The organism is Telluribacter roseus, assembly GCF_017355915.2.
Taxonomy (GTDB): domain Bacteria; phylum Bacteroidota; class Bacteroidia; order Cytophagales; family Spirosomataceae; genus Telluribacter.
Genome location: NZ_JAFEUV020000010.1, coordinates 163,533 through 185,658, shown reverse-complemented (window position 1 = coordinate 185,658; position 22,126 = coordinate 163,533). Strand labels below are relative to the sequence as shown.

General features: G+C 47.6%; 19 protein-coding genes. 8 read left to right on the top strand and 11 right to left on the bottom strand.

Going from position 1 to position 22,126, the window contains the following annotated elements; translation table 11 throughout:
- Positions 1-31: 31 nt before the first annotated feature.
- The 7 genes from uidA to JTN23_RS18415 all read right to left on the bottom strand — a co-directional run bounded on the left by uidA (position 32) and on the right by JTN23_RS18415 (position 7,178).
- The gene (gene uidA, locus JTN23_RS18445) at positions 32-1,966 is read right to left on the bottom strand and encodes a beta-glucuronidase (RefSeq protein ID WP_247236501.1); all 1,935 of its coding nucleotides are present in this window, start codon (positions 1,964-1,966) and stop codon (positions 32-34) included.
- A gap of 566 nt (positions 1,967-2,532) precedes the next feature.
- The gene (locus JTN23_RS18440; protein WP_247236500.1) at positions 2,533-3,138 is read right to left on the bottom strand and encodes a c-type cytochrome; all 606 of its coding nucleotides are present in this window, start codon (positions 3,136-3,138) and stop codon (positions 2,533-2,535) included.
- A gap of 20 nt (positions 3,139-3,158) precedes the next feature.
- Positions 3,159-4,040 carry an SDR family oxidoreductase gene (locus tag JTN23_RS18435; RefSeq protein ID WP_247236499.1) on the bottom strand — a complete coding sequence of 294 codons (882 nt, stop codon included), beginning with the start codon at positions 4,038-4,040 and terminating at the stop codon, positions 3,159-3,161.
- 130 nt (positions 4,041-4,170) lie between these two features.
- On the bottom strand, positions 4,171-5,496 hold the full coding sequence (locus tag JTN23_RS18430) for a GAF domain-containing sensor histidine kinase (protein ID WP_247236498.1): 1,326 nt from the start codon (positions 5,494-5,496) through the stop codon (positions 4,171-4,173).
- Positions 5,497-5,499: 3 nt separating this feature from the next.
- On the bottom strand, positions 5,500-5,922 hold the full coding sequence (locus tag JTN23_RS18425) for a pyridoxamine 5'-phosphate oxidase family protein (protein ID WP_247236497.1): 423 nt from the start codon (positions 5,920-5,922) through the stop codon (positions 5,500-5,502).
- Positions 5,923-5,940: 18 nt separating this feature from the next.
- A complete protein-coding gene (locus JTN23_RS18420; RefSeq protein ID WP_247236496.1) occupies positions 5,941-6,411 on the bottom strand; it encodes a hypothetical protein in 471 nt (156 codons plus the stop codon).
- 32 nt (positions 6,412-6,443) lie between these two features.
- Positions 6,444-7,178, bottom strand: a complete 735-nt coding sequence (locus JTN23_RS18415; protein ID WP_247236495.1) for a LytR/AlgR family response regulator transcription factor — start codon at positions 7,176-7,178, stop codon at positions 6,444-6,446.
- An 840-nt stretch (positions 7,179-8,018) separates the two neighbouring features.
- Between JTN23_RS18415 and JTN23_RS18410 the strand changes: the two genes are divergently transcribed.
- Entirely contained in the window at positions 8,019-9,431 is a 1,413-nt protein-coding gene (locus JTN23_RS18410; RefSeq protein ID WP_247236494.1) for a sugar MFS transporter, read from the top strand.
- Positions 9,432-9,468: 37 nt separating this feature from the next.
- The gene (locus tag JTN23_RS18405) at positions 9,469-9,876 is read left to right on the top strand and encodes a GNAT family N-acetyltransferase (protein ID WP_247236493.1); all 408 of its coding nucleotides are present in this window, start codon (positions 9,469-9,471) and stop codon (positions 9,874-9,876) included.
- A 70-nt stretch (positions 9,877-9,946) separates the two neighbouring features.
- Here the strand turns inward: JTN23_RS18405 and JTN23_RS18400 are convergent, their stop codons facing one another.
- The 3 genes from JTN23_RS18400 to JTN23_RS18390 all read right to left on the bottom strand — a co-directional run bounded on the left by JTN23_RS18400 (position 9,947) and on the right by JTN23_RS18390 (position 12,809).
- Complete coding sequence (locus tag JTN23_RS18400; protein WP_247236492.1) at positions 9,947-10,729, bottom strand: sulfite exporter TauE/SafE family protein; 783 nt, start codon at positions 10,727-10,729, stop codon at positions 9,947-9,949.
- 110 nt (positions 10,730-10,839) lie between these two features.
- Positions 10,840-11,511, bottom strand: a complete 672-nt coding sequence (locus JTN23_RS18395; RefSeq protein WP_247236491.1) for a Rossmann-fold NAD(P)-binding domain-containing protein — start codon at positions 11,509-11,511, stop codon at positions 10,840-10,842.
- 248 nt (positions 11,512-11,759) lie between these two features.
- Positions 11,760-12,809, bottom strand: a complete 1,050-nt coding sequence (locus tag JTN23_RS18390; protein ID WP_247236490.1) for an SDR family NAD(P)-dependent oxidoreductase — start codon at positions 12,807-12,809, stop codon at positions 11,760-11,762.
- A gap of 465 nt (positions 12,810-13,274) precedes the next feature.
- On the opposite strand from JTN23_RS18390, the gene JTN23_RS18385 reads away from it, so the two are divergent.
- Together JTN23_RS18385 and JTN23_RS18380 are read left to right on the top strand one after the other, a co-directional pair.
- The gene (locus JTN23_RS18385) at positions 13,275-13,700 is read left to right on the top strand and encodes a response regulator (protein ID WP_247236489.1); all 426 of its coding nucleotides are present in this window, start codon (positions 13,275-13,277) and stop codon (positions 13,698-13,700) included.
- A gap of 798 nt (positions 13,701-14,498) precedes the next feature.
- Positions 14,499-14,918 (top strand): response regulator, encoded by a 420-nt coding sequence (locus tag JTN23_RS18380; RefSeq protein WP_247236488.1) that lies wholly within the window; start codon positions 14,499-14,501, stop codon positions 14,916-14,918.
- Positions 14,919-15,007: 89 nt separating this feature from the next.
- Here JTN23_RS18380 and JTN23_RS18375 read toward each other — a convergent pair whose 3' ends face one another.
- Positions 15,008-15,337 (bottom strand): hypothetical protein, encoded by a 330-nt coding sequence (locus tag JTN23_RS18375; RefSeq protein WP_247236487.1) that lies wholly within the window; start codon positions 15,335-15,337, stop codon positions 15,008-15,010.
- Between the two features lie 1,062 nt (positions 15,338-16,399).
- Between JTN23_RS18375 and JTN23_RS18370 the strand changes: the two genes are divergently transcribed.
- The 4 genes from JTN23_RS18370 to JTN23_RS18355 all read left to right on the top strand — a co-directional run bounded on the left by JTN23_RS18370 (position 16,400) and on the right by JTN23_RS18355 (position 22,027).
- Positions 16,400-17,500: an Ldh family oxidoreductase gene (locus JTN23_RS18370; protein ID WP_247236486.1), complete on the top strand. Its 1,101-nt coding sequence runs from the start codon at positions 16,400-16,402 to the stop codon at positions 17,498-17,500.
- A 226-nt stretch (positions 17,501-17,726) separates the two neighbouring features.
- Positions 17,727-19,886 carry a cation:proton antiporter gene (locus tag JTN23_RS18365; protein ID WP_247236485.1) on the top strand — a complete coding sequence of 720 codons (2,160 nt, stop codon included), beginning with the start codon at positions 17,727-17,729 and terminating at the stop codon, positions 19,884-19,886.
- Between the two features lie 421 nt (positions 19,887-20,307).
- Positions 20,308-20,661 carry a hypothetical protein gene (locus tag JTN23_RS18360; protein ID WP_247236484.1) on the top strand — a complete coding sequence of 118 codons (354 nt, stop codon included), beginning with the start codon at positions 20,308-20,310 and terminating at the stop codon, positions 20,659-20,661.
- A 205-nt stretch (positions 20,662-20,866) separates the two neighbouring features.
- Positions 20,867-22,027 (top strand): DUF4856 domain-containing protein, encoded by a 1,161-nt coding sequence (locus JTN23_RS18355; protein WP_247236483.1) that lies wholly within the window; start codon positions 20,867-20,869, stop codon positions 22,025-22,027.
- Positions 22,028-22,126 lie beyond the last annotated feature (99 nt).

The following is a 22,126-nucleotide window of genomic DNA, read 5'->3' as shown; positions in this document are numbered from 1 at the left end:
ACTTCTTACCGGTAGTAAACGGGTATGTTTTCTAAAGCGAAGGCTTCTTTGTCCAGCGTGACCTCAGGTAGAAGGCTGCCGCCTTAGGCTTGCGATCGCGGGTGAATACCCCTTTGTAGTTGACCCCACCGAAGCGGATGATACCCTGCCCGGTCTTGAAGTCGGAGAAGGCCCACACATGCATACCTGCTACGTAGTCTTTGGTGGCCGCCACGTCAAGGTAGGCCTTGATGAAGTTGGTCTGGAACTCCTCGGTAAACATCTCCGGCTCATCAGTGTGCATACCAGGGTAGGTATCAGCCCCGAATTCTGTGATCATTACGGGTTTATTAAATTTCTTGTGCAAGCCATCCATCTCCATGGACAGCAATCTGACGGCGCCGTTCATGTCACCAGCGTGGGTATACCAGCCGTAGTACCGGTTGATACAGATCACATCCGACATACCCACCCATTCCGGGGGACCGCCCATCACGCCCACCAACACCGCCAGCCGGGTTGGGTCTTTTTGTTTGACCAGGGTGAACATTTCCTTAAAGAGCTCGATGCTTTTGGGCGTTGCCTCCCGACCACCGGGTCCTCCGGTGACACTAACATCTCGTGGGAAAGGCTCATTGGCCACGCACCACATGATTACCGACGGGTGGTTCTTATCTCGGGTAATGAGCTCGTTGATGTACTGCTTCACCATAACCTGGCGCTGGGCCAGCTCGGTGGTATCGCCGTGGAAGTAGAGGCCTACCGCCGGAATCTCATCAATGACCAGGAAGCCCTCACGGTCGGCCATCCGCATAAATTCTTCGTCGTAGGGGTAGTGAGAGGTACGGAAAGAGTTAGCGCCGGTCCACTTCATCAACGAGAAATCCTTCACAATGACCGGATTGGAAGTACCTCTGCCCAGCACAGGGAAGTCTTCATGCTTGCCAAAGCCTTTCAGGAATACCGGCTTGCCGTTGAGCAGGATCTGCTTATCAGTCGTAGTAATGGTACGTACGCCGGTTTCGAGGGAGTAGCGGTCATAGGTTGTTTTACCATCACCTATTGTCACCTCTACCTGATAAAGATGCGGATCTTCCGGCGACCACAGCCGCACATCCGGGATGGAAACAGTAGCCGTGGCGGCATTGCCCGCCAGGCGGATCGGAGCTTCGTATTTCTTGCCATTGCCGGTAATGGTGATGCTGCCCCGCGTAGCTTTTCCTTCGGTAGCTACCTGCACTTCTACACTGCCCGTAGTACCCGTGAAGCTAGTCCTGACAGTGATATCCTTAATTGATGCTACCGCAGGCAGGGAGTACAGCCACACGTCGCGGTGCAGACCCGCGTAGGGAAAGAAGTCGTAGTTGGACTTAGGGAAGTTGGAGAAAGGGCCGCCCTGTACATTACCCGTAGGTACCCGGCTGGGCTTCAGATGGTTTTCGATCTGAATGGAGATGCGGTTGGCGGCACCCCAGTTGATGAACTGGCTCACTTCGAACGCAAAGGGCAGATGTCCTCCTTCGTGAGTACCTGCCAGCTGGCCATTGATCCAGAGCTTAGCGGCGTAGTTGGCCGAGCCGATGCGGATAAAAATGCGTTGCCCCTTCCAGGTGCTGGGTACGTAGCTTTCCTTCTCGTACCATACCATGCCGAGGTAGTCACGCATATCGGTAAACTGTTCGTTCCAGCTACCCGGTACCGCAATAGACCGGGTCTCGCCAGACCGGGTCTCGCCAGACCGGGTCTCGCCGCTGCCACGGTGGCCAGAACGTGTCTGTGTTAGCCCCTTCTGCCACCCTTCTTTTTCGCCTACTTCCAGGGAGTCTTTTCTGAACTGCCACATCCCCGACAGGCTCAGGGTATTACGATAATCATTCTGCTGCGGGTACAGTGCGATTCTGACAGGATCAGCACTACTCACTGACTGCGCCAGACAGGGAGCCAGGTTCAGCAGGAGGAGGATTGGTACCAGGAATATAGACTTCATTTTCTTGATTGGTAAGGGTACGACATGGTCCGAAAGAGATTGGATTACAAAGGTATATAATTGACTAATACTTATTGTCTATTATTTAGATAATAGTCGACTTCTTTTTCTTCCTTTGGTCGTCATATGAAAAATCAATGATTCTGACAGGTCGCAACCTCTCGTTTATAAGTACTTACGCCAAGGCCTGATCTATAAACAGGTTTTGGCCACAAGCCCTGAATGTTCTGTTCCTCACTTACGAGCCGATTTGCCTGTATAGATGACATCAAGCACAAAGAACATCATCAATCGTGGAGAACTTGGACCCCCGAAATCTTTTAAATCATATAGGTACTTCTGTATGATAGGTTTATCTGGTTATGTACTTGATCTGAGCAGAAAGATCCAGCATAAACCAGTCCGGTCTACAACAGGGGAGCCGCTACATAGTAGAATGTAGCGGCTTCCCTGTGCCGGTAATACTTCTAATCTGAATGTAGAAGGTAGCTTATCGTGGTAGATAGTAATGTGTCATGGCTACTAGGTGAGTATTCTAATTACCCCCGTTCTTAATAATATACGGGTTACTTACTGATGTCCTTCAGGCGCATAGGAGCAGGTACAACATTTTCTACGGGTGGGATGGATTTCAGATAAGCAAAGATCGCTTTGAGGTCTTCGTCTTCTAGTTTGGAGAACATTGGCCACGGCATAGGAGGCAGGATGTCCCTGTTATTGGCTATTCCTTTAGCCTTTCCTTCCCGCATTGCTCTGAAGAACTGCTCTTCTGTCCAGCTTCCGATACCCGTCGGATCTGGTGTTAAGTTAGCGGCAAATGATACTCCCCATGGACCGACCGTAGCGGTATTGTGTTGATTGAACAGGACCCATCTACCAATCAGCGTGGTATCAACCTTTTCAAGTGCTAGATCTGCCGGATGGCCCGACAGCAGACGCTGCGGGTCAGGTACAGGCCCTTTGGGGCCAAATCTTTTAGAAGAATGACAGTCATTACATCCCATAATTGTCACCAGATAGTCTCCTCGCCGAACCTGATCCTGGGTATACTGCTCATGCGTATTGCCAGAAATGACCTTAGGACCTTCTTGTGATTTTGATTGAGAGCAGGCAACAAGAATACTACTTGCCACTCCCAGTAGTGATAGGTATAAAGCGAATTTCTTTTTCATTTTAGATGGCCTGTTTAAAATTAAACAAGTGATGGGGCGGGTTGAAAAAATGGAATATGCTCTTTTACAAAGCTGGCGTAGCTTCTGGGGACACTTCCCAGTACCTTTGTAAGTAATTCCAGCTCCTGTTCCGTAGCCACTGCCCCTCTAAGCTGAAACTGACTGTACATGATAGTCCAATCGTCAACTATCCAATCCGGCATGATCTGTCTGGTCTGTTCTGCCCACGGTACCAGGTCATTACCTGCGTAGTTCACCTGTATCCCAATCTCTTCGCTAAGGATTCGGGCCGTATCGGCTCCATTTAGAATATCAGGACCTGCCAGAGGAATGGACTGGCCATCGTACTCCTGCGAAAACATGGCTGTAACAGCTACTTCAGCTATATCACGTACATCTATCCTGTTCATTCCCAGATCTCCGATAGGCTGCGGGTAGATGCCATACTGTAGTATAGCATCTTTAAACCAGAAGTCGTTCTGAAAGAAGTTGTTGGGGCATACAAACGTGTAGTTCAGGCCGGATTGCTGAACCAATTCCTCCACCTGCACTTTGGTGGCAACATGCGGGATAACCTGGTACTCATGCGCTCTGTGTATACTTTGATATACCAGCTTTTGAACACCTGCTCTTTTTGCGGCTGCAATGGCATTACCTGCCTGCGTAAGCTCCGTTTGACTGTGAGCATTTACCATAAACACCTTATCCACGCCTTCGAAAGCTGTGGGTAAGCTAGCTGGCTGGGCTAAGTCCCCTAGTACTCCTTCCACTCCCTTTGGCAAGGCAGCACATTTCTCCTTTGAAGTGGTTAATACACGCACCTGCTGTCCTTTTTTCAGCAGCTCTTTTACTACCTGGCTACCTACTGTTCCGGTTCCGCCAATTATCAGTACTTTTTTCATGGTTCACTTTGCTTTTAGTTGAATATGAACCAAAAGTACAGGAGGCAAAAAGGACCCCGGCGGAAAAGGAATGAGTGGGCCGGAAAAAGGAGTGAAATGATGGCGGTCCGGCGCGAGTGGAAAAGAATACTTACAAGGAAAGCGGCAGATGAATAGTAACGGTAGTGCCTTCGCCCGGCACACTTGCCATAGACAGCTGCCCTCCATTCAGGTGTACCATCTCTTTTACCAGCACCAGGCCTAAACCGGTGCCCTTTTCTTTGGCAGTGCCCGGGGTGCTCTTGTGGTCTTTCAGCTCGAAGAGTGCAGGCATATTTTCAGGCGCAATACCTAACCCGTTGTCCCGGATGGTTATTTCAGCGGCTTCATCCTGTTGCCGGACACTAATCGTTACCTGGCCTCCGGGCCTGGTAAACTTAAGGGCATTGCTGAGCAGGTTGCGCAGAATGGTAAGAGTAGCATTGCGGTCCGAAAGGGCCACTATATCAGCAGGAGTATGTAATTCTATACTGATGTTTTTGGTATGCGCAGCCTCCTCAAATATTTCCACTACTTCTGTTATCTCAGTGGCCAGATTTATCTTTTCTGGCTGCATCCTCAGATCTCCGGTTTGTGTTACTGACCAGTTCAGCAGGTTATCCAGGGTTTCGTTGATACTTTTTGCAGCCTTCACAATATGGCTGGCCGTAGTGTTTAGCTGCTCCGGAGTACCTTTCTTACTGTAGTACTGAATGAGCCCTGCCACTTGCTGCAATGCAGCCGCCGGACTGCGGAGGTCGTGGCCGATAATGGAAAAAAGACGGTCTTTACTGGCATTCGCCTTCTCGAGCTCCCCTTTCTTTTGCTCCAGGGCAAGGGTACGCTCGAGCACTTTTTGCTCCAGCTGATCCATTATAATGGCGTTCTGAATAGAAAGAGCCATTAGTTGGGAAAGCGTCATCAGGAACTCCTCATCTTCCGGGCTGAAAAAGTTAAGGTCCCTGCTCTCCGCCGACAGTACCGCAATCAGCTCCTCCATTACCAACAAAGGAATGGCCACCTGGCTTTCCACGTCCGGCAGGCCCGGCAAAGCCAGTGGAGCCTTTTCTATTTTGTTATCGGTTATTGTGTGCAGGTACTTGCGCTGCCGTGAAATATTGGCCAGGCGCAGTTTCTGCTTTCGGCTTGCCACCACGCCAATTATTCCTTCGCCAAATTTTACCTCTGCTCCAATGCCTCTCTCATCAAAGCCCCTGCTGGAGAGTACCTTCAGTTTTTGCTGGTTTTCGTCAGGTATAAGTAGCATGGTATGCTTCAGAGCAAAGCGCTGATCCAGCACCGACAGGATGGCATCAAGTTTTTCTTTCAGAGAGGATGGCTTGCTTACCTCTGTAGCCAGCTGCCGGATAATCTCATTTTTCCGTTTCTCTATTTCCAGCTCTCTGACAACCTGATTGAGTGGCTCAATATCTGCCATATCTTAAGCAGAATGAGGATGGTACAAACATTTGACCTGCTCAACTTTACAGATAAGGGCAGATCGTATTTTATAGAGCCCCTCCGGCACCCCATGCAGCGAGGCAATGGCTGCCAGTTGCATGTCCATCTCCTCAAAAACAGGTCCCTGGGTTTGTGCCTCCAGATAGCGAAGCCGCAGTTGCCAGAGTGTAAAGGTGGCAGGACAGGTAATTATGACGACGGCCTTTGGATTTTCCTGAAGGTTATGCCAGGTTTTGTTCATAAACTGGCAGGAAAGAGCTACATGGGTTTCATCTACATAAAAGACCTGTGAAATGTAGGTAACATTTGCCATTCCGTCTTTTGAGCAGGTAGCCAGCGTGCTAGGTACTACGCCCTGCAGACCGGCCATCATCTCCCTGGATATTTTCGCTTCGCTTTCCATAGCTCCATTCAAGTAAATCTAAAGCACTTTTTCTCCTGCTCCTATCTTGGGTGTCTGTTCATAGGCTTCACGCACCAGCATACGTACTGCCACACTGGGTTGATGATAATAGGCATTGAAGGCGCTTTCTCCGGGTAAACCCTGGTATTCGGATATGGCAGTACTAAGGCCTGTCATGTACTCTTTCTGAAATTCTACTTCAGCACTGTTGCAGGGGCGGTGGGACAGATAAGATCCTTTTAGTTGATAAGACTCATTTGTAAGTACAATCGCGAGCAAAAAGGTAAGCTTATCGGTATGGGTAAAGTTGTGTAGTAGTCCTTCTCCATATTTCAGGGGCAGAAAAAAAAGGATATGCTCTCTGTCAGGTTCAACCTTAGTTCCTAAGAGCCGCACCATTTCTGGTTCCAGCTCCTGGTTGCAATTGCTGGCCCAAAGAGCTGCTGACGGGGTATTTATCAATTCTATGAAGCGATCAGTTAAGATCATTTCTATATCTGGTTTGTATTCCGTACCGGAAATTATAGCATTTTGAGCTGAGAAAAAAGCAGGTTTCGGTAGGTTTTACTTACTGGCACAATTTTACCCGCCACTTCCAAATCATTTTGCGGAAGTCTCACTTTTTCTATGGCTTCCAGGTTAACAATATAGGACCGGTGTACCTGTATAAACTGATCGGACGGCAGGTGCTCACACAGGCTTTTGAACTGGAGGTTAAGAAGGTGTTTTTTTTCTTTGATATATATAAAGCAGTATTTATCGTATGCTTCAACCAGGGCTATTTCCTGTAACTTTACCTTGACTAAGGTATTCCCCTCTTTCACGAAGACAGTACTGGCAGGAGCGGAGCTTTCAACTGTTTTTAGAAGGCTATTTATCTCCTTTTGCTTTTTTAAAACAGCCAGTTCTATGGCTGCCCTTAGGTTTTCGGCTTCATAGGGCTTTGTCAGGTAAGCTTCCGGCATAGTTTCCCGAGCCTGCCTGAAGACAGCATCATCTTTGAATGATGTCAGGTAAATCACAGGTATGTCGGTTAGACTATTTATCTTCCTAACCAGATCAATTCCTGACTCTTCTCCATTCAAGTCAATGTCCATCAGCAGTACATCAGGTTTAGTAGCTTTCAGCAGGCTCATTACTTCTCCAGAAGTAGAAGCAATATTGATCAGCTCGTAGTCAAGCTGGTCCAATACCATACGAAGGACGTCTGCATGCAACTCATCGTCCTCTACTGCTAATACCCGTATTTTTCGCATCAGTGTTACAGTCAAAAAAAGATGATACTGGCTTAGACTCTAGAAGTGCCAGTGTTGACCAGGAAATACTTAATTCGTTTGTCGATTAGTTTTAGTTAAATATAATTGTTTTCTGGCAGACCCTATAACATTGTGTACTCCTATAATATGTAGGGCCGATTCGGTATGAAAAGTGATTTACATAGCCTACCATTGGATGCATTTCTTCTTGACATAGACGGGACAGACAACAATTGTGTTTCTACAGGTTTATACTTCCTGTCAGTATCAGCACAATCTCAATAAAACATCTCAGTTAATCATCCTACTCTCAGCAGTTGAACAACTGCCGAAGGGAATGGATGGGGTCATCAGACCAGTGGACAGAATCTGCCGTTGTATTTGCCCGATTACTGGGGTGTAAAGACCCGTTACGTTCAGGAATCCAAAAACAACAAGTACTACCACCCATTCGGGTACTTTCCCGTCATTGAGCCACTCCTGCTTTTGGTTCAGTAACTATCATCCAAATGTAGCTTACCCTACCGGCCTGAGGAGCCCAAACAGAATAAAAAGTAGTAGTGGAGTGAACCAGGTTGATTAGTAACCGAATGCAAATATTTTGTCTTGCAGGCATTCGAAACAAACCGGTGTGGCTAAATTTGTAAGCGTAGTAGTACAAAAGTGGGAGGGTTTTGGATAATCCATTGAATGTCTTTTGGTGCCAAAGCCGCGGCAATGATCCTTATTTATCGGGTAGATCAGTACCTCCCTCTGACGTTCTAAAATAAGGTGTTCCTTTTTGCATACCTGAATCTAACCTAATCATTACCTAACTAATCAACTCCAAATTAAAGTACAATGGCTGGAATAGCACCTGTTACCAATGCTCCTGCTGACCGGGTAGGAGAGTTACAACCCAAGAATTATACCGGCCCCCTGATGACAGTGACCCTGCTGTTTTTTATGTGGGGATTCATCACCTGTATGAATGACATTCTTATACCTAAGCTTAAGGATGTATTCACCCTGCAGCACTGGCAGGCCATGCTGATCCAGACCGCCTTCTTCGGCGCTTACTTCTTTATTTCACTCATCTACTTCATTTTTTCGATTACCAAGGGCGACCCGATCATGAAGATTGGGTACAAAAATGGAATCATCATTGGATTGCTGGTGTCAGCGGTAGGATGTCTGCTCTTCATTCCAGCGGCCAACCTTACCAGCTACTCGTTTTTTCTGGGTGCTCTGTTTGTACTGGCATCGGGTATTACCGTTCTCCAGATTGCCGCTAATCCCTATGTAGCTATACTGGGTACTCCCGAAGGGGCCTCCAGCCGTATGAACCTGACCCAGGCGCTCAACTCCCTCGGTACTACCATTGCTCCCATCCTGGGTGGGTACCTTATTTTTGAAGAAGCGCAGTCGCTGGCTGCTCCCAATGCCGACTCCGTAAAGATGCCCTACCTGGGACTCGCCGGTGCGCTGCTGGTGATAGCGGCCATTATCAGGATATCAAAGCTGCCCCACGTGACGGGCGAAGGTAAAGTGGTGGCCGATGCCGGTGCCCTGAAGTACCGCCACCTGGTACTTGGGATCATCTGCATATTTGCTTACGTAGGAGGGGAGGTAAGTATCGGTAGCAACCTGATCAGCTACTTTGAGCTGCCGCAAATAGCCGGACTGGCCGAATCAGAGGCTAAGTACTACCTTGCCTTTTTCTGGGGAGGCGCCATGATCGGTCGTTTTTTTGGAGCGGTTTCTCTGTCACAGTCGGGTACCCGATCTTCCAAACTAGCTATCATTGCGGGTATCTCGGTAGTTACCTTCCTGACCATTTATAGCCTGTACGATCTGAACCTGGCTATGATTACGCTGGGCCTGATCGCCCTCAACCTGCTTGTGTTCTTCCTGGGACGCTCCATTCCCAGCCGTACGCTGGGCTTGTTTTCGGCCGCGGTGATAGGGTTGCTGCTGCTCACGATGTTTGCGGAAGGACAGGTAGCGATGTGGTCGGTGGTGGCCATTGGGCTATTCAACTCTATCATGTTTCCTACTATCTTTACACTAGCCATTGACGGATTAGGAAGGCACACCAGCCAGGGATCGTCGTTACTGGTGATGGCCATTGTAGGTGGTGCCATTGTACCTCCCTTGCAAGGGTACATCGCTGATATTACCGACAACCTGCAGTTTTCTTTCCTGATCCCTCTGATATGTTATGTATATATCCTGTTCTACGGTTTCTGGGGCAGTAAGCGGGTGGAAATCTAATCAGAGGTACATCAGTCGGATTAAAAACAAACGTATTTTGACTATACAAGAAATAACTCCGGAAGATACCTGGTCCATCAGGCAGCGGGTGATGTGGCCTGATAAACCCATTGACTTTGTAAAGATCAGTGACGACGACCAGGGGTTGCATTACGGCCTGTTCAGGAATGAGAGGTTAGCCTCAGTCATCTCCTGCTTTGTAAACCAGGATGAAATGCAATTCAGGAAGTTTGCTACGCTGGTGGAAGAGCAGGGGCAGGGGCTGGGTACCCATCTGCTGAACCATGTACTTGATGTAGCCAGGGAGAAGGGCATCAGGCGGATATGGTGCAACGCCAGGCGTGACAAAACCAGCTTTTATGCCAGGTTTGGACTACATACTACAGGTACCTCCTTTACCAAGGAAGGCATTGAATACATTGTTATGGAGCGTAGCCTTGAGTAGTGGTATATACCTTACTAATACAAAAGCCAGCGCATCAAGCGCTGGCTTTTGTGCTTTATAGATTCAGCTATTACAGCATTGGCTTCAGAAACAAGTCGTAGGCAAAGCGAAGTATAGTACCAAACACCACTATCAGGAAGAACGTCCGGATGAATTTGTTGCCTTTGAGGAGGGTGAGCCTGGTACCCAGAAAGGAACCTCCTACGTTGAAAATTGCCATGGGGATCGCGTACTGGTACAGGATATGCCCGGACTGACTGAAGTAGATGATGGCTGCCACATTGGTAGCGACATTGACAAACTTGGCGTTGGTAGTGGAATGCAGAAAGTCATTGCCAATCAGCGTAACAAAGGCCAGCATCAGAAAAGCGCCCGTACCCGGACCAATCAGTCCGTCATAAAAGCCAATGGCGAGGCCGAAGGCGAGTCCGATCAGGATCTGCTTAAAGGTAGAGTAGCCTTTCTCCTGGTGGAGGCCAAAGTCTTTCTTGGAGTAGGTATAGATCGCCACCAGCACAAGTATGGCTAGTATAAAAGGCTTGATAAACGTACTGCTGATGAGGGTAATGCAGTAGGCACCCAGCAGTGCTCCCAGAAAGGCTATGAGGATAACCGGGATGAGTACCTTCCAGTTGATCTTGACCTGGCTGGCGTAGCGGAACGCCGCCAGGGTAGTACCACTGAGCGAGGGGATCTTGGTAGTACCCAGGATGGTAGCCACCGGGTACTGAGGTAGTATGATGAGCATGGCAGGAGTCTGCAGCAGTCCGCCACCACCCACAATGGAATCTATAAAACCGGCCCCGAACGAGGCCAGGCACAACAGTATTAATTCAAACGGAATATCAGGCATAGTAGGAGGTTAACAGCATAATGTGGCTGCAAAAATAGTTACTGGTAGGGTGACTTTTGTAGTTTCTCTGCTCTTCCGGTAAAGTTTTGTCAGCAGACTTTACTGCTATGTTAGAGTTTAGCGGCCAGAATAATATCATCTCCTTCCAGAATATTCTTAGGATACCCTTTTTTGACGACATGGATCATGGCAAGGGCCAGTTCATCCAACCTACAAAAACCTTTCGGGTACAGGGCTCTGCCTACCGGAAAGAGCCAGGTGATGTAAGTGTAGTAGCTATGGGTATGCTGCATGCCTTTGAGGGGCTGGATAAAGCCGGGGCGAAAGGCAAATACCTGGCGGAAGGGCAGCTTTCTCAACTCATTTTCGGTCTTACCTTTTACCCGGGCCCAGCCGATGCGGCCCTGTTCGGTACTGTCGGTACCGGCGCCGGATACGTAACAAAAGATCATTGCAGGGTTCAGCCGGCTCAGGAGCTGTGCGAACTGTAGGGTAAGGGTATAGGTAAGCCGGTAGTACTCGTCGGCCGACATACCTACTGACGACACACCCAGGCAAAAGAAGCAGGCGTTGTAGCCTGCCAGCTGATCTTCGATAGGAGTAAGATCAAAGAAGTCTGAATGGATGATTTCTTTAAGTTTAGGATGTACTACCCCGCAAGGCTTCCGGTTTACTACTAGTACTGCTTCTACGTCGGGGTGGATTAGGCAGGTATGCAGGACGCCTTCTCCAACCATGCCGGTAGAGCCGGTTATGATCACTCTGAGGGGCTGGGTATGCATGGGAGTAGTAGGGTAGGTGTTGGTAGCAAATATAAAGTGCTGCTACCAAATAAGTAGTCCGTCAAGGTAAACTTAATCAGCAGTAGCGCTTTATACATACCTATTGCTATACCAGCCCCTTGTCCGGCGTACCGGGCAGGATTGCCGGTAGCAAAGAATAGGGCTTCTAACCAAGTGGGGGGAGCCATGTAGTCAGGGGAGCCAGGCAAGGCCGGTGATGGTCCGGCCTTGCCTGGCACAAGTAGTAGCTAGGAAGCAAGTGTGCTGGAAACGGTAGCTTTTGCGTTAGCCAGTGTTTCTGATAACGATTCGCTTACGTTGTTCAAAGTTCTTTTGGCTTCGCGGCTGGCCCGGCCAAACTTATAGCGGTACCTGGCTTTGTCGTACTCGCTCAGGTTGGTGAGGGTATTGAAAATGGCATAGCCTACCAGACTGACTACGGCCAGACCAAGGCCAACCGCCAGTTGCTTTTGCTCCTTTTTGGACAGGTTGATAAGGGGAGATCCTTTGGGTTCCATGTTCTTGCGCATCATAGCTGCCAAAGCCTCCTCAGGAGCCAGATGAGCTATTACTTCATACGATTTATTCATGAGTCCGCCGGGTATTACCTTGGTCTCCCCCTTCATCAAAGCCTTATATCCTTCCTCGGCCACCATCACAGCGTCATCCAGCATTTCGGTAACGCGGGCGTTTTCGGCCCCGGCTTTGCGGAAGAAGTCGGTATCGGTAGCATTGGGTAGTAGGGCTGTAATGGTCACGTTGGTATCTTTGAGCTCGTTGACCAGCGATTGCGTAAAGTTGTACACGTAGGCTTTGGTACCGGCATAAACGGCCATTAGCGGAGAAGGCATAATGGAAACAATAGAAGCCAGATTCAGGATTTTACCCTCATTGCGGGCTACCATCTCTTTCAGATACAGCTTGGTCAGGTGAGTGAGGCTGAGCGTATTCAGGTGAATCATCGCACTTTCCTTCTCCCAGTCGGTTTCGGTCGCAAACATACCGTGAACACCCACTCCCGCATCATTGACGAGTACATCCACCGTAATGCCCTGTTGCTTTACTTCATTGTACAGCTCCTGGGCCGCATTCTCCTTGGCCAGGTCTTTCTTAATGACGATAGCCTTATGGATAGAATGTTTTTGCTTTAACTCATCGGCGAGCTGCTGAAGCGTGTCTTCACCACGTGATACCAACACCAGGTTGTACCCATCTTTGGCAAATAGTTTTGCCAGTTCCCGACCGATGCCGCTGGAGGCTCCGGTAATCAATGCTGTTTTCACTGTCTCTGTGTTCATAGTTATCGTGTGTTTACTTAATCTATGTTTCGTATTGATTAACAGCTTGCTAGTAAGATTGTTTGTGGCTGGATACATCCTGTTGTTGCTGAATCGAAACGTATAGGTGTAACCGTAATCCCGGATTCAGAACAACCCGCTACGGTCGAATAAGTAAGTGATTAGGAATGATATGCGACTTGAAAATAGTAGTCTAAGCAGACATTCAACTGGCTAAAATGAATGATGTATACTAATACCTATACATAATAGGAAGACTACTATTGCGTACTAGAGTACGTGTATCAAACTTATTAACCTACCGGAGGCTGGGGCAGAATGGCTGTAAGACAGCAGGTAGATGAGTAGTTTTGTAGGTATCCATACCTTACTTAGAGTAAGTCCAATAGATACTTTGTCAAAAAGATTTTAAACAAATCGTATATTTGTGGGCATTTGTGCTAACTAACCTAACTAACAACGCAATTGAACGCAACCTGCTTACTTATAGATGATGACGTGGAAGAGCATGATCTCTTCACTACTGCCCTGCATCAGGTAAACCCCAATCTGAATTGTGTGGTGTTGGATAGTGGTATTAAGGCCGTAGAGAAGTTGAAAAGTGAGCAAAGCCTGGTACCGGGCTTTATCTTCCTGGATCTGAATATGCCCGGTATGGACGGTAAGCAGTGTCTGGTAGAGCTGAAAACCATAGATCGCCTGAAGGAGGTACCCATTATTATCTATTCTACCTCTATCAACCCTCTGCATGTGTCTGAGACCAAAGAGCTGGGCTCGGCCGGCTATGTAGTCAAACCTGACGCTTTTTCGGATCTGGTAGATACTTTGAACAAAGTCATTACTACTACTTCGTGGGATAATAGCTACTTCTACTTTTCCAAGAGAGCTTAGAACTAGTTGCTCACCTATACACCACTATTCACTACATCACTACTGATACTCCACAGAGGGGCGTGTAGTACCAATCTTGTTACTTTCTTAGAGTAATTCTGTTCAGGCTTTACTACCTCTGGCGGATGCTCAACCCTCTGCGAGTAAGTGCAGAGAAATACCTGTACCTCCATACGGGTCAAAGGGTGGTCCGGTAGAATCACTTCCAGTCTCCCTGCCTGCGCCTTGTCATCCAGGTGTTTAATGAATGGAATAACCACTTTGGTACTTGTAATCCCACTGACGTTACCCTCATTTTACTGTCTTATTGCTGAAAATTAAGGGTCTACAAAGTTGATTTAGTATCAATCAGTAGGTGTCTGATTAAAGGAGCGCTTTACTATTATAGTAGTTATTATAGGAAAATTATATAAATACGTATAACTATTCTATTAATTTAGTTGCTGTGTAAATTTTATGGCACAGTATTTGCTGTGTAAAGGTGTATATTTTCGTATGAGATATTCATACTTAAAGTGTGTATAGATGATCAAGAGTCAGAGGTTATTGGCCTTTGACTCTTTTGTTTTAGAGCAATGATTATGAGTGGAGTAGACGTTTTGAGGAGCCTCAGTATGTCCCTACGAATCAAACGCTTCTACCTGTTGCTATCACCTTCTGACAGAAGTAGGCACGATGTTTTATAATTTACAGCTAATACATGCAACATAACCAGACACTTTGCTGTTCTAAACCAGGAAGCTAATGGTTACAGGTGGTGACTTATGTCTGGCTGCCGGTATTAATTAACTCTGAATTATGGGCGACACTTGGTTACTTATTGATGATGATACGGATGATCAGTTTCTTTTTTCGTCGGCATTGCACGACGTCAATCCTGCTTTGCGTTGCGTGACTGAAATAAGTGGTACCAATGCCCTGGAGTTGCTGCAGAAAGAAGAAGGTTTTACCCCGGAGGTTATTTTTTTGGATCTCAATATGCGGGGACTGGATGGGAAGCAGTGCCTCGTCAGATTGAAAACCATAGACCGGCTGAAAGAGGTGCCTATTGTTATCTATTCGACCTCTAACTACCCGCGCGATATATCCGAGACAAAAGAACTTGGAGCGGCCGGGTATATAGTGAAGCCTACCGGATTCAGAGAAATGGTAAAAACCATTCGTTCGCTTCTGGATTCTCCCATCCGGAACAATAGCTACTTTTTTTACGGCAGATAGATATAGTCCCGTGCTTTGTGAGCTATGGAGTCTAGTACCCTACCGTGAGCTTACTAAAGGATACGTTGCCGCCCTATAAGTACTTCGCTTTATTGGTTATTACTATCGTGTAGCCTCAATTCCTGTACAATCCGGATCATCTCCTCGGCTCGTTTTCCCTGCTCGCCAATAGAGGCCTGGTTATAAAGTAGCTTACGATCGGGCTCCCACTCAAAAAGCTCGGTTTTGGCGTCATAGATGCCTACGGGAGTCTGTCCGGTTTCAGCAGACATACCTTCGAGCAGAGCCTGCGCCTGCAGGTAGGTTATGCAGCCCGTGTGACAGTACTGTTCCTGCAAAAGGTACAGTACCGAATATCGCTTTATGTCAGTACCCTGGGGTAGGTTGGTGATCGGTTGCTCTGGGAGGGAATTTTTCATAGTAGGAATGTGGCTGATGTTGGTTGGGAGGTAGTACAGCTTAGATATAGCCAGTTGCTTCCGTAAGGTGATGCCCGGAAGGTATGTGCTTCAAAAGCCTCGATTTGCTTGCCTGAATGGGACAGGAGGTACTTCCATAGTATACTACGGCTGTGGATAGTAGTAGCACTACTTCTGTATCGGCGGGGTTCTACTGGTGTCATGTAGGCTCAGGTCGTTATGGAGTATGTTGCAAAGCCATACCGGCCGTGCTCCTGATCAGATACTTTGCCGCATACGTTTGATCGTGTATTGGAAAAATACAACCGTTTGTCTATCTGAGCAGTTTTCCGGCCCTTAACTATACATGACTCACTGTCTGATCTTACAATTCCTCCTACTTTCATGTACATGTGGATATATGGATTAACTAGTCAGCTTAAGGTTATTCTTTATCAGAATATACTCGGTCAAACATGTCGCTAATTATCAAACGGTTACGGAAGGTAATGGAAATAAACCATACTTTGTTTCTTTTCTTTATAACCTACCTGAATTCGTTAGAATAGTACTATTCTAAGTCGGGTCGAGTAGATCTGGCTAACACCTTCTTAGTGGAGAGAGAGGTGAATGCTGTTGAGTTGGCGTACATGGTGAAGTAGTTAAAACTAACTATTGTTATATTTATCTTTCTTATATCCTTATTATAAAAGTTTAGGGCGTTCTCGGGTCAGAGGTAGGTGGCCGATGCACAGGATGGGGAGCCACTATACTTATTGGTTAAGAAAAGGAGTAGTAGCAGGCGCCCTATATATACCTCTGGCACAGTTTTTTAACTACATAATATCAGGATTCGAAAATTTGCTACATAATTTTCTACTCTACAATTTGATACTCAACAATGGTGCACAGGAGTCATAAACGTGGTTTATGACTCCTTTTTTTATGCACAGCAGTTTCCGGTAGAATTATAAAAACTAGGGGAGCAATTTCAGTAAAAACGGGAGGACGGTACATTTTAGCTAGCAGATAATCATTAGCCACGCTTTTACGGCCACACCAACTCTTTTATAACTACTACCTATGATTTCACAAGACAACCGGAACGTTATTATTTCTGCGCCGCAGCTCCGTCATTTTACTACTCAGGTTTTTGAATATTTTGATGTACCCCACCAGGATGCCGTACGGGCCGCCGATGTACTGGCCTACAGTGATGAGCATGGCATCGACTCACACGGAGTAGCCCGCCTCAAAACCTACTACGACCTGCTGAAGGCGGGACGCATCAACCCACGGCCTGAGATCAGAATAGTACGGGAACGGGCTAGTGTGGCCACGGTGGATGGTGATAATGGGCTGGGACTGGTGGTAGGCCCTCAATGTATGGAGATAGCCATGCGTAAAGCCCAGGAGCACGGCTCCGGCTGGATCAGTGTCTGTAATACCAATCACTACGGTGCCGCGGGGTACTATCCGGTGATGGCTCTGCAGGAAGACCTGATCGGTATTTCCATGACCAACACCACCAAAGGAGTGGCCCCTTTCAATGGAGCCGAGAAGATGCTGGGTACTAACCCGGTCGCCATCGCTTTTCCGGGACTACACGAGCCACCCGTTGTGATTGACTTTGCCTCCAGTGCGGTGTCGTACGGTAAGGTAGAGATTGCCAAACGTAAAGGGCAAAGTATCCCTGATGGCTGGTGCATTGACAAAGAAGGCTACGCTACCACCCAGCCCGCCGATATGATAGAAGGTGGAGCCCTGCTACCCCTGGGCGGTAGCGAGATGGGGAGCGGGCATAAGGGGTACTGCCTGGCCAGTATGGTGGATATCCTCTCGGCGGTACTGAGCGGCGCCAACTGGGGACCTTTTGCGGTTCCGTTTGCTATTCACGTGGCGCCTTCGGAGCGGCAGGTAGGCAAGGGCATCGGCCATTTTTTCGGAGCCCTGGATATTGATGGTTTTCGCGATAAGCAGGAGTTCAAGCAGGACATCGACGAGTGGATACGCACCATGCGTGCTACCCGGCCTTTGCCGGGTACGGAGGGAGTACTTATTCCGGGTGATCCGGAAAGGCAGGCCTACCAGGTACGTATGCAGGCCGGCATCCCGGTCGATAAAGAAGTAGCAGCGTCGCTTAGGGTAATTGCGGAGGAGACAGGTATAGATATTCACCTATAAAGTACTGCTTTATTACTCCCAGTAGGTATATGTACAGGCTTATTCTGTGAATAAATTGGGTTTATTGAATCTGTTCTTCCATAGGAAGTTTGAAACAGATTACCCTGTGTTAAACATAAAGAAGTCTGTGTAGTTTTGGAGAGTTTACAATATCAGGTGTAACCGTCTGATATGTATAAAGGTACTGCCAAAGTACTTAAAGATGGGTGAACAAATACAGTACACTATGCCACATTTCTTTGATCATTTAGTAGACGAATTTAACCTGCCCCTGCAAAACCCGGTGCTGGTATTCTCCCTGATTCTGTTCATCATACTTATATCTCCTATACTGCTCAGGCGGTTCAATATCCCTGGTATCATAGTCCTTATTATTTCGGGAGTAGTAGTGGGGCCCAACGGGCTCAATCTGCTGGCCCGCAACTCGGCCGTGGACCTGTTCTCTACGATCGGGTTGCTCTACATCATGTTTATTGCGGGTCTTGAGCTGGATATGGCCGAGTTCAAGGCCAACCGGAACAAGAGTCTGGTGTTTGGCTTTTTAACCTTTATCCTCCCGTTGGGAGTAGGGTACCCGGTATGTTACTACCTGCTCGGCTACGATTTTAACGCCAGTTTTTTGACGGCCAGTATGTTTGCTACCCATACACTGGTGGCTTATCCCATTGTAAGCCGTCTGGGCATAGCCAATAACCAGGCGGTGGCTGTTACCGTAGGAGGTACCATTCTGACCGATACGGCCGTACTTATTCTGCTCGCCGTGATTACAGGGGCCAAAAACGGGGGACTGACCCAAAGCTTCTGGATTACCCTCGGTATTTCGCTGCTTATTTTTTCTGCCATCATGTTTTTTCTGATTCCCCGGATTGCCGAATGGTTTTTCAGAAAGCTGGAAGGTGAAAAGCACTCCCACTACATCTTTGTTCTGTCGGTAGTTTTCTTTGCGGCCTTTCTGGCTGAGGTAGCCGGTGTGGAGCCCATTATCGGAGCCTTCGTAGCCGGGCTGGCCCTCAATAGTCTGATTCCGCATTCATCAGCCCTGATGAACCGCATTGAGTTTATCGGCAACGCGCTTTTTATTCCCTTCTTTCTGATCAGCGTAGGTATGCTGGTGGATGTGTCGGTCATCTTCAAAGGGCCAATGGCTCTGATCATAGCCGGTGCCCTTACGGTGGTGGCGATTTTTGGCAAGTGGCTGGCCGCATTTACTACGCAGTTGATCTTTAAGTACAGTACTGCCCAGCGTCAGCTCATATTTGGGTTGAGTAGCGCACACGCGGCGGCTACGCTGGCCGTTATTCTGGTAGGGTACAATGCCGATATTCTGGACGAAAACATACTTAATGGTACCATCATCCTGATCCTGATCACTTGTGTTGTGTCTTCCTTTGCTACCGAAAAAGCTGCGAAGCAGATCGTGCTGCTCTCGGAGAATGAGCTATTAAGGGAAGCAACGCCGGGAGGCGACACGGAACATATTCTGCTACCCATTGCCAATATCAATAACTTCGAGAAGCTGCTGGACTTTTCCATCCTGATCAAGGACCGCAAATCCAGAAACCCTATATCTATCTTATCGGTAGTGCCCAACGATGAGGAAGCAGAGTTAAACATCATCAAGGCCAAGAATAGCATGGCTACCTTTGTGAATCATGCTTCGGCCGCCGAAACCAATGTCCAATTCATTGCCACCATTGATCATAATGTAGCCAGTGGTATTGCCCGAACCTCCATTGAGGTTATGTCGGATATTATAATACTGGGCTGGCCGCGCCGCGCAGGAGTGATAGACCGAATATTCGGTGAGAAGATATACAGTATCATCGAGAGTGCCGACAAGACGGCCTTTGTATGTGATTTTTTACAGCCGCTGGCTATCCACAAACGTATGCTTATCGCTGCTCCGCCCCTGTCCGAACGGGAGAATGGCTTTGAGCTGTGGTTTATCAAAATGGTGAAACTATCGCAGGAACTGTCTATACCTATTATCTACTTCTGCAATCCGACTACTGAGTGGGCTGTCCGTACCTTGCTGAAAAGATGGCAGATGAACATTCCCCTCGAATTTGTAACCTTTACCAACTGGGCTGATTTTTCGGCTCTGTCGGATACCGTTCGGGTAGATGACCTCTTTGTCTTTGCCTCGGCCCGTAAAGGATCGGTGTCACACCTGGCTATCCTGGACAATCTTCCCTTCAAGATGCAGCGGTACTTCGGAAACATCAGTAAGGTACTCATCTATCCCCACCAGAATGGCCTGCGATCCGGAAAGGGCTTTAAACCTATTAGCGCCGGTCCGATGAATGTAGGGAACTCTACCGTCAGTAAGCTCAGAGAAAGCTTTAACAAGCTCTTCAGTAGGAAATCTGGGGACAGAAATCCCTAACTATCCCTCTTTTGCTTGTGGTGCCGGCGTAACTGATTGACTTACAAATGTATCTGGGCGCTCATGACCACTCCGGCAGCCTTGTTTAACGTAATTATCTTTTGGTTAATCAAAAGGGGTGGGGAAGCTAATACCTATCGTTTTCTACACAAAAGTGTATGTTTCTTGTGGGTAGGTTACAAACATCAGGTATGCCGAAATCTTATCCAACGGTTAAGTGGCTGTCACATAGAGAATTAGCCTTATTGGTGGGTGCTGGGCGTATATAGAAAGACCTCATCCTGAGTGACTGGTTCAATTTTTTATTTTTCATCATTGACTCTCGCTGTTTAGAATAGTAAATTAATAACAGCAACGAACAGAGTCGGTTCCAAGCCCATTGAGGAGGTCTGGAGATGTGAAATTTAAATTTTGTGAGGCTATGAGTAATATACATATTCAATGCAGTAACGGAATTCCATTGAACAGTCTGGAGTACAGCCTACAGGAATTTGGAAAGAAGCTGGCAAATGAGGAGAATTCCATTTCAAAAATCGAACGCTGCCTGCGCGAACAACTGGAGGACTGGAAACAGGAAAGAACCAAGTACAGCAACGCCACTACCACCATACTTCAGGTACCTGACGTAGAGATGCTGGTTGTACTTGACAGACCCAATGGACATATACTTTTTACATTCTCCGCCAGAAAGTGGTGGTGGCTATGGGACAATCGTATGGTAAAAGGATACCTGCTGATGCATAAGTACCGGAATAAAAATCAGATTCCGGTGTAAGAATTAAGCTTTTAGTAAGCTGCATACACTTTCAGGCAAAAAGAGCTGGATAGGGAGCCGATGAGGCTCCTATATTTTTATAAACATTTATTTGTACTAAGTCTAAATAGTGTCTATGTTTGTGGCACCGTTTGTAATTAGTCTAAATAAGCAAATGGATGGTTTACCTGTTCATGTCTGGTGTTTATAACTTATCCTGTTCTAAATGAAAAAGCAATCTTTACCCCAGTATTCAGCCTTTCTACTTGCTCTGTCGGTATTTGGCGTTACGGGCTGTAACAATGATGTAGAGCCCAAAGAAAATCTTCGCCCCAGTATCGACTACACCAAAATTACTGCTACTACCCCTTATTCTTCCTTATTTGTAGATCAGAACGGAGCCAGTACGGTTGATCTTACCTCTGGGAATGCCCGTATCAATATGTTCAGGGCCTGGGATGCTTACGCTAAAAAAGTGACCGTTGCCGGAGCTACTGCTCCTCTGGATGCCAGCGTACTTAAGAACATGTATGCCAACACAGGTAATCCTTTTACCGGCGACTACGCCAGCCTAAACTCAAGCGGTCTACAGCTTCGCAGCGTTACCGCTGTTTCGGCGACCGATCCGGAGAAGGAGCGCAAACTCATGGATGACGCCATGGTCATGCTGGCTACCACCAGCCAATCAGTTGCTGCCACTGCCGAGGAAGGAAAAGCCGGTAAACTGGGTAGCTACCTCGTAGACGCACAGGGAATCGAATGGGGACAGGTAATAGCCAAGTCATTGATAGGTGCTTATCAGCTTGATTACATCGGTAATGTACTTCTGAACGAAGGATTGAAAGCTGATAACTACAGCCTGGTAGCAGGCAAGCCCTATACCCAACTGGAGCACAACTGGGATGAGGCATACGCTAACTTCACTCTGAAGCCAATCTACGCCGGTGATGCTACTGCTACCTCCAACGGAGGAGAGACTTTCCTGGGAGCTTACGTGTGGGAGTATAACAAAGAAGGATACCCCAAGATGCACCAGGCCTTCCTGAAGGGACGTGCGGCTATCGTAAATAACGACGTGACTACCTACCAGGAGCAGGCTCGTATTATCCGGACCGAAATGGAAAAAGCGGTAGCTAACTCGTCCATCGGGTACCTCAAGAAGACCCGCGAAAACGCTACTGATCCGGCTCGCCGTGCCCATGCCTACAGCGAAGGACTTGGCTTTATCTACTCACTTCGCTATGCCAAGCTGGCCGGTGCGGATGCTGCTTTCTCGGATGCTATCCTGAACAGCCTGGGCTATACTAAAGATGGTATGTGGAAAGTAAAGAATGACCAGATTGAGCAGGCTATCAAAACGATCAGCACCAAATTTGGCATCAACTAATCATTATATAAGTACATAAGCTACTGCTAGTGGAGCAGAGTACCTCCCAGAGGTACTCTGCTCCTGTTTGTTGAAAGATCCGTTCGTCATGCTAAGAAA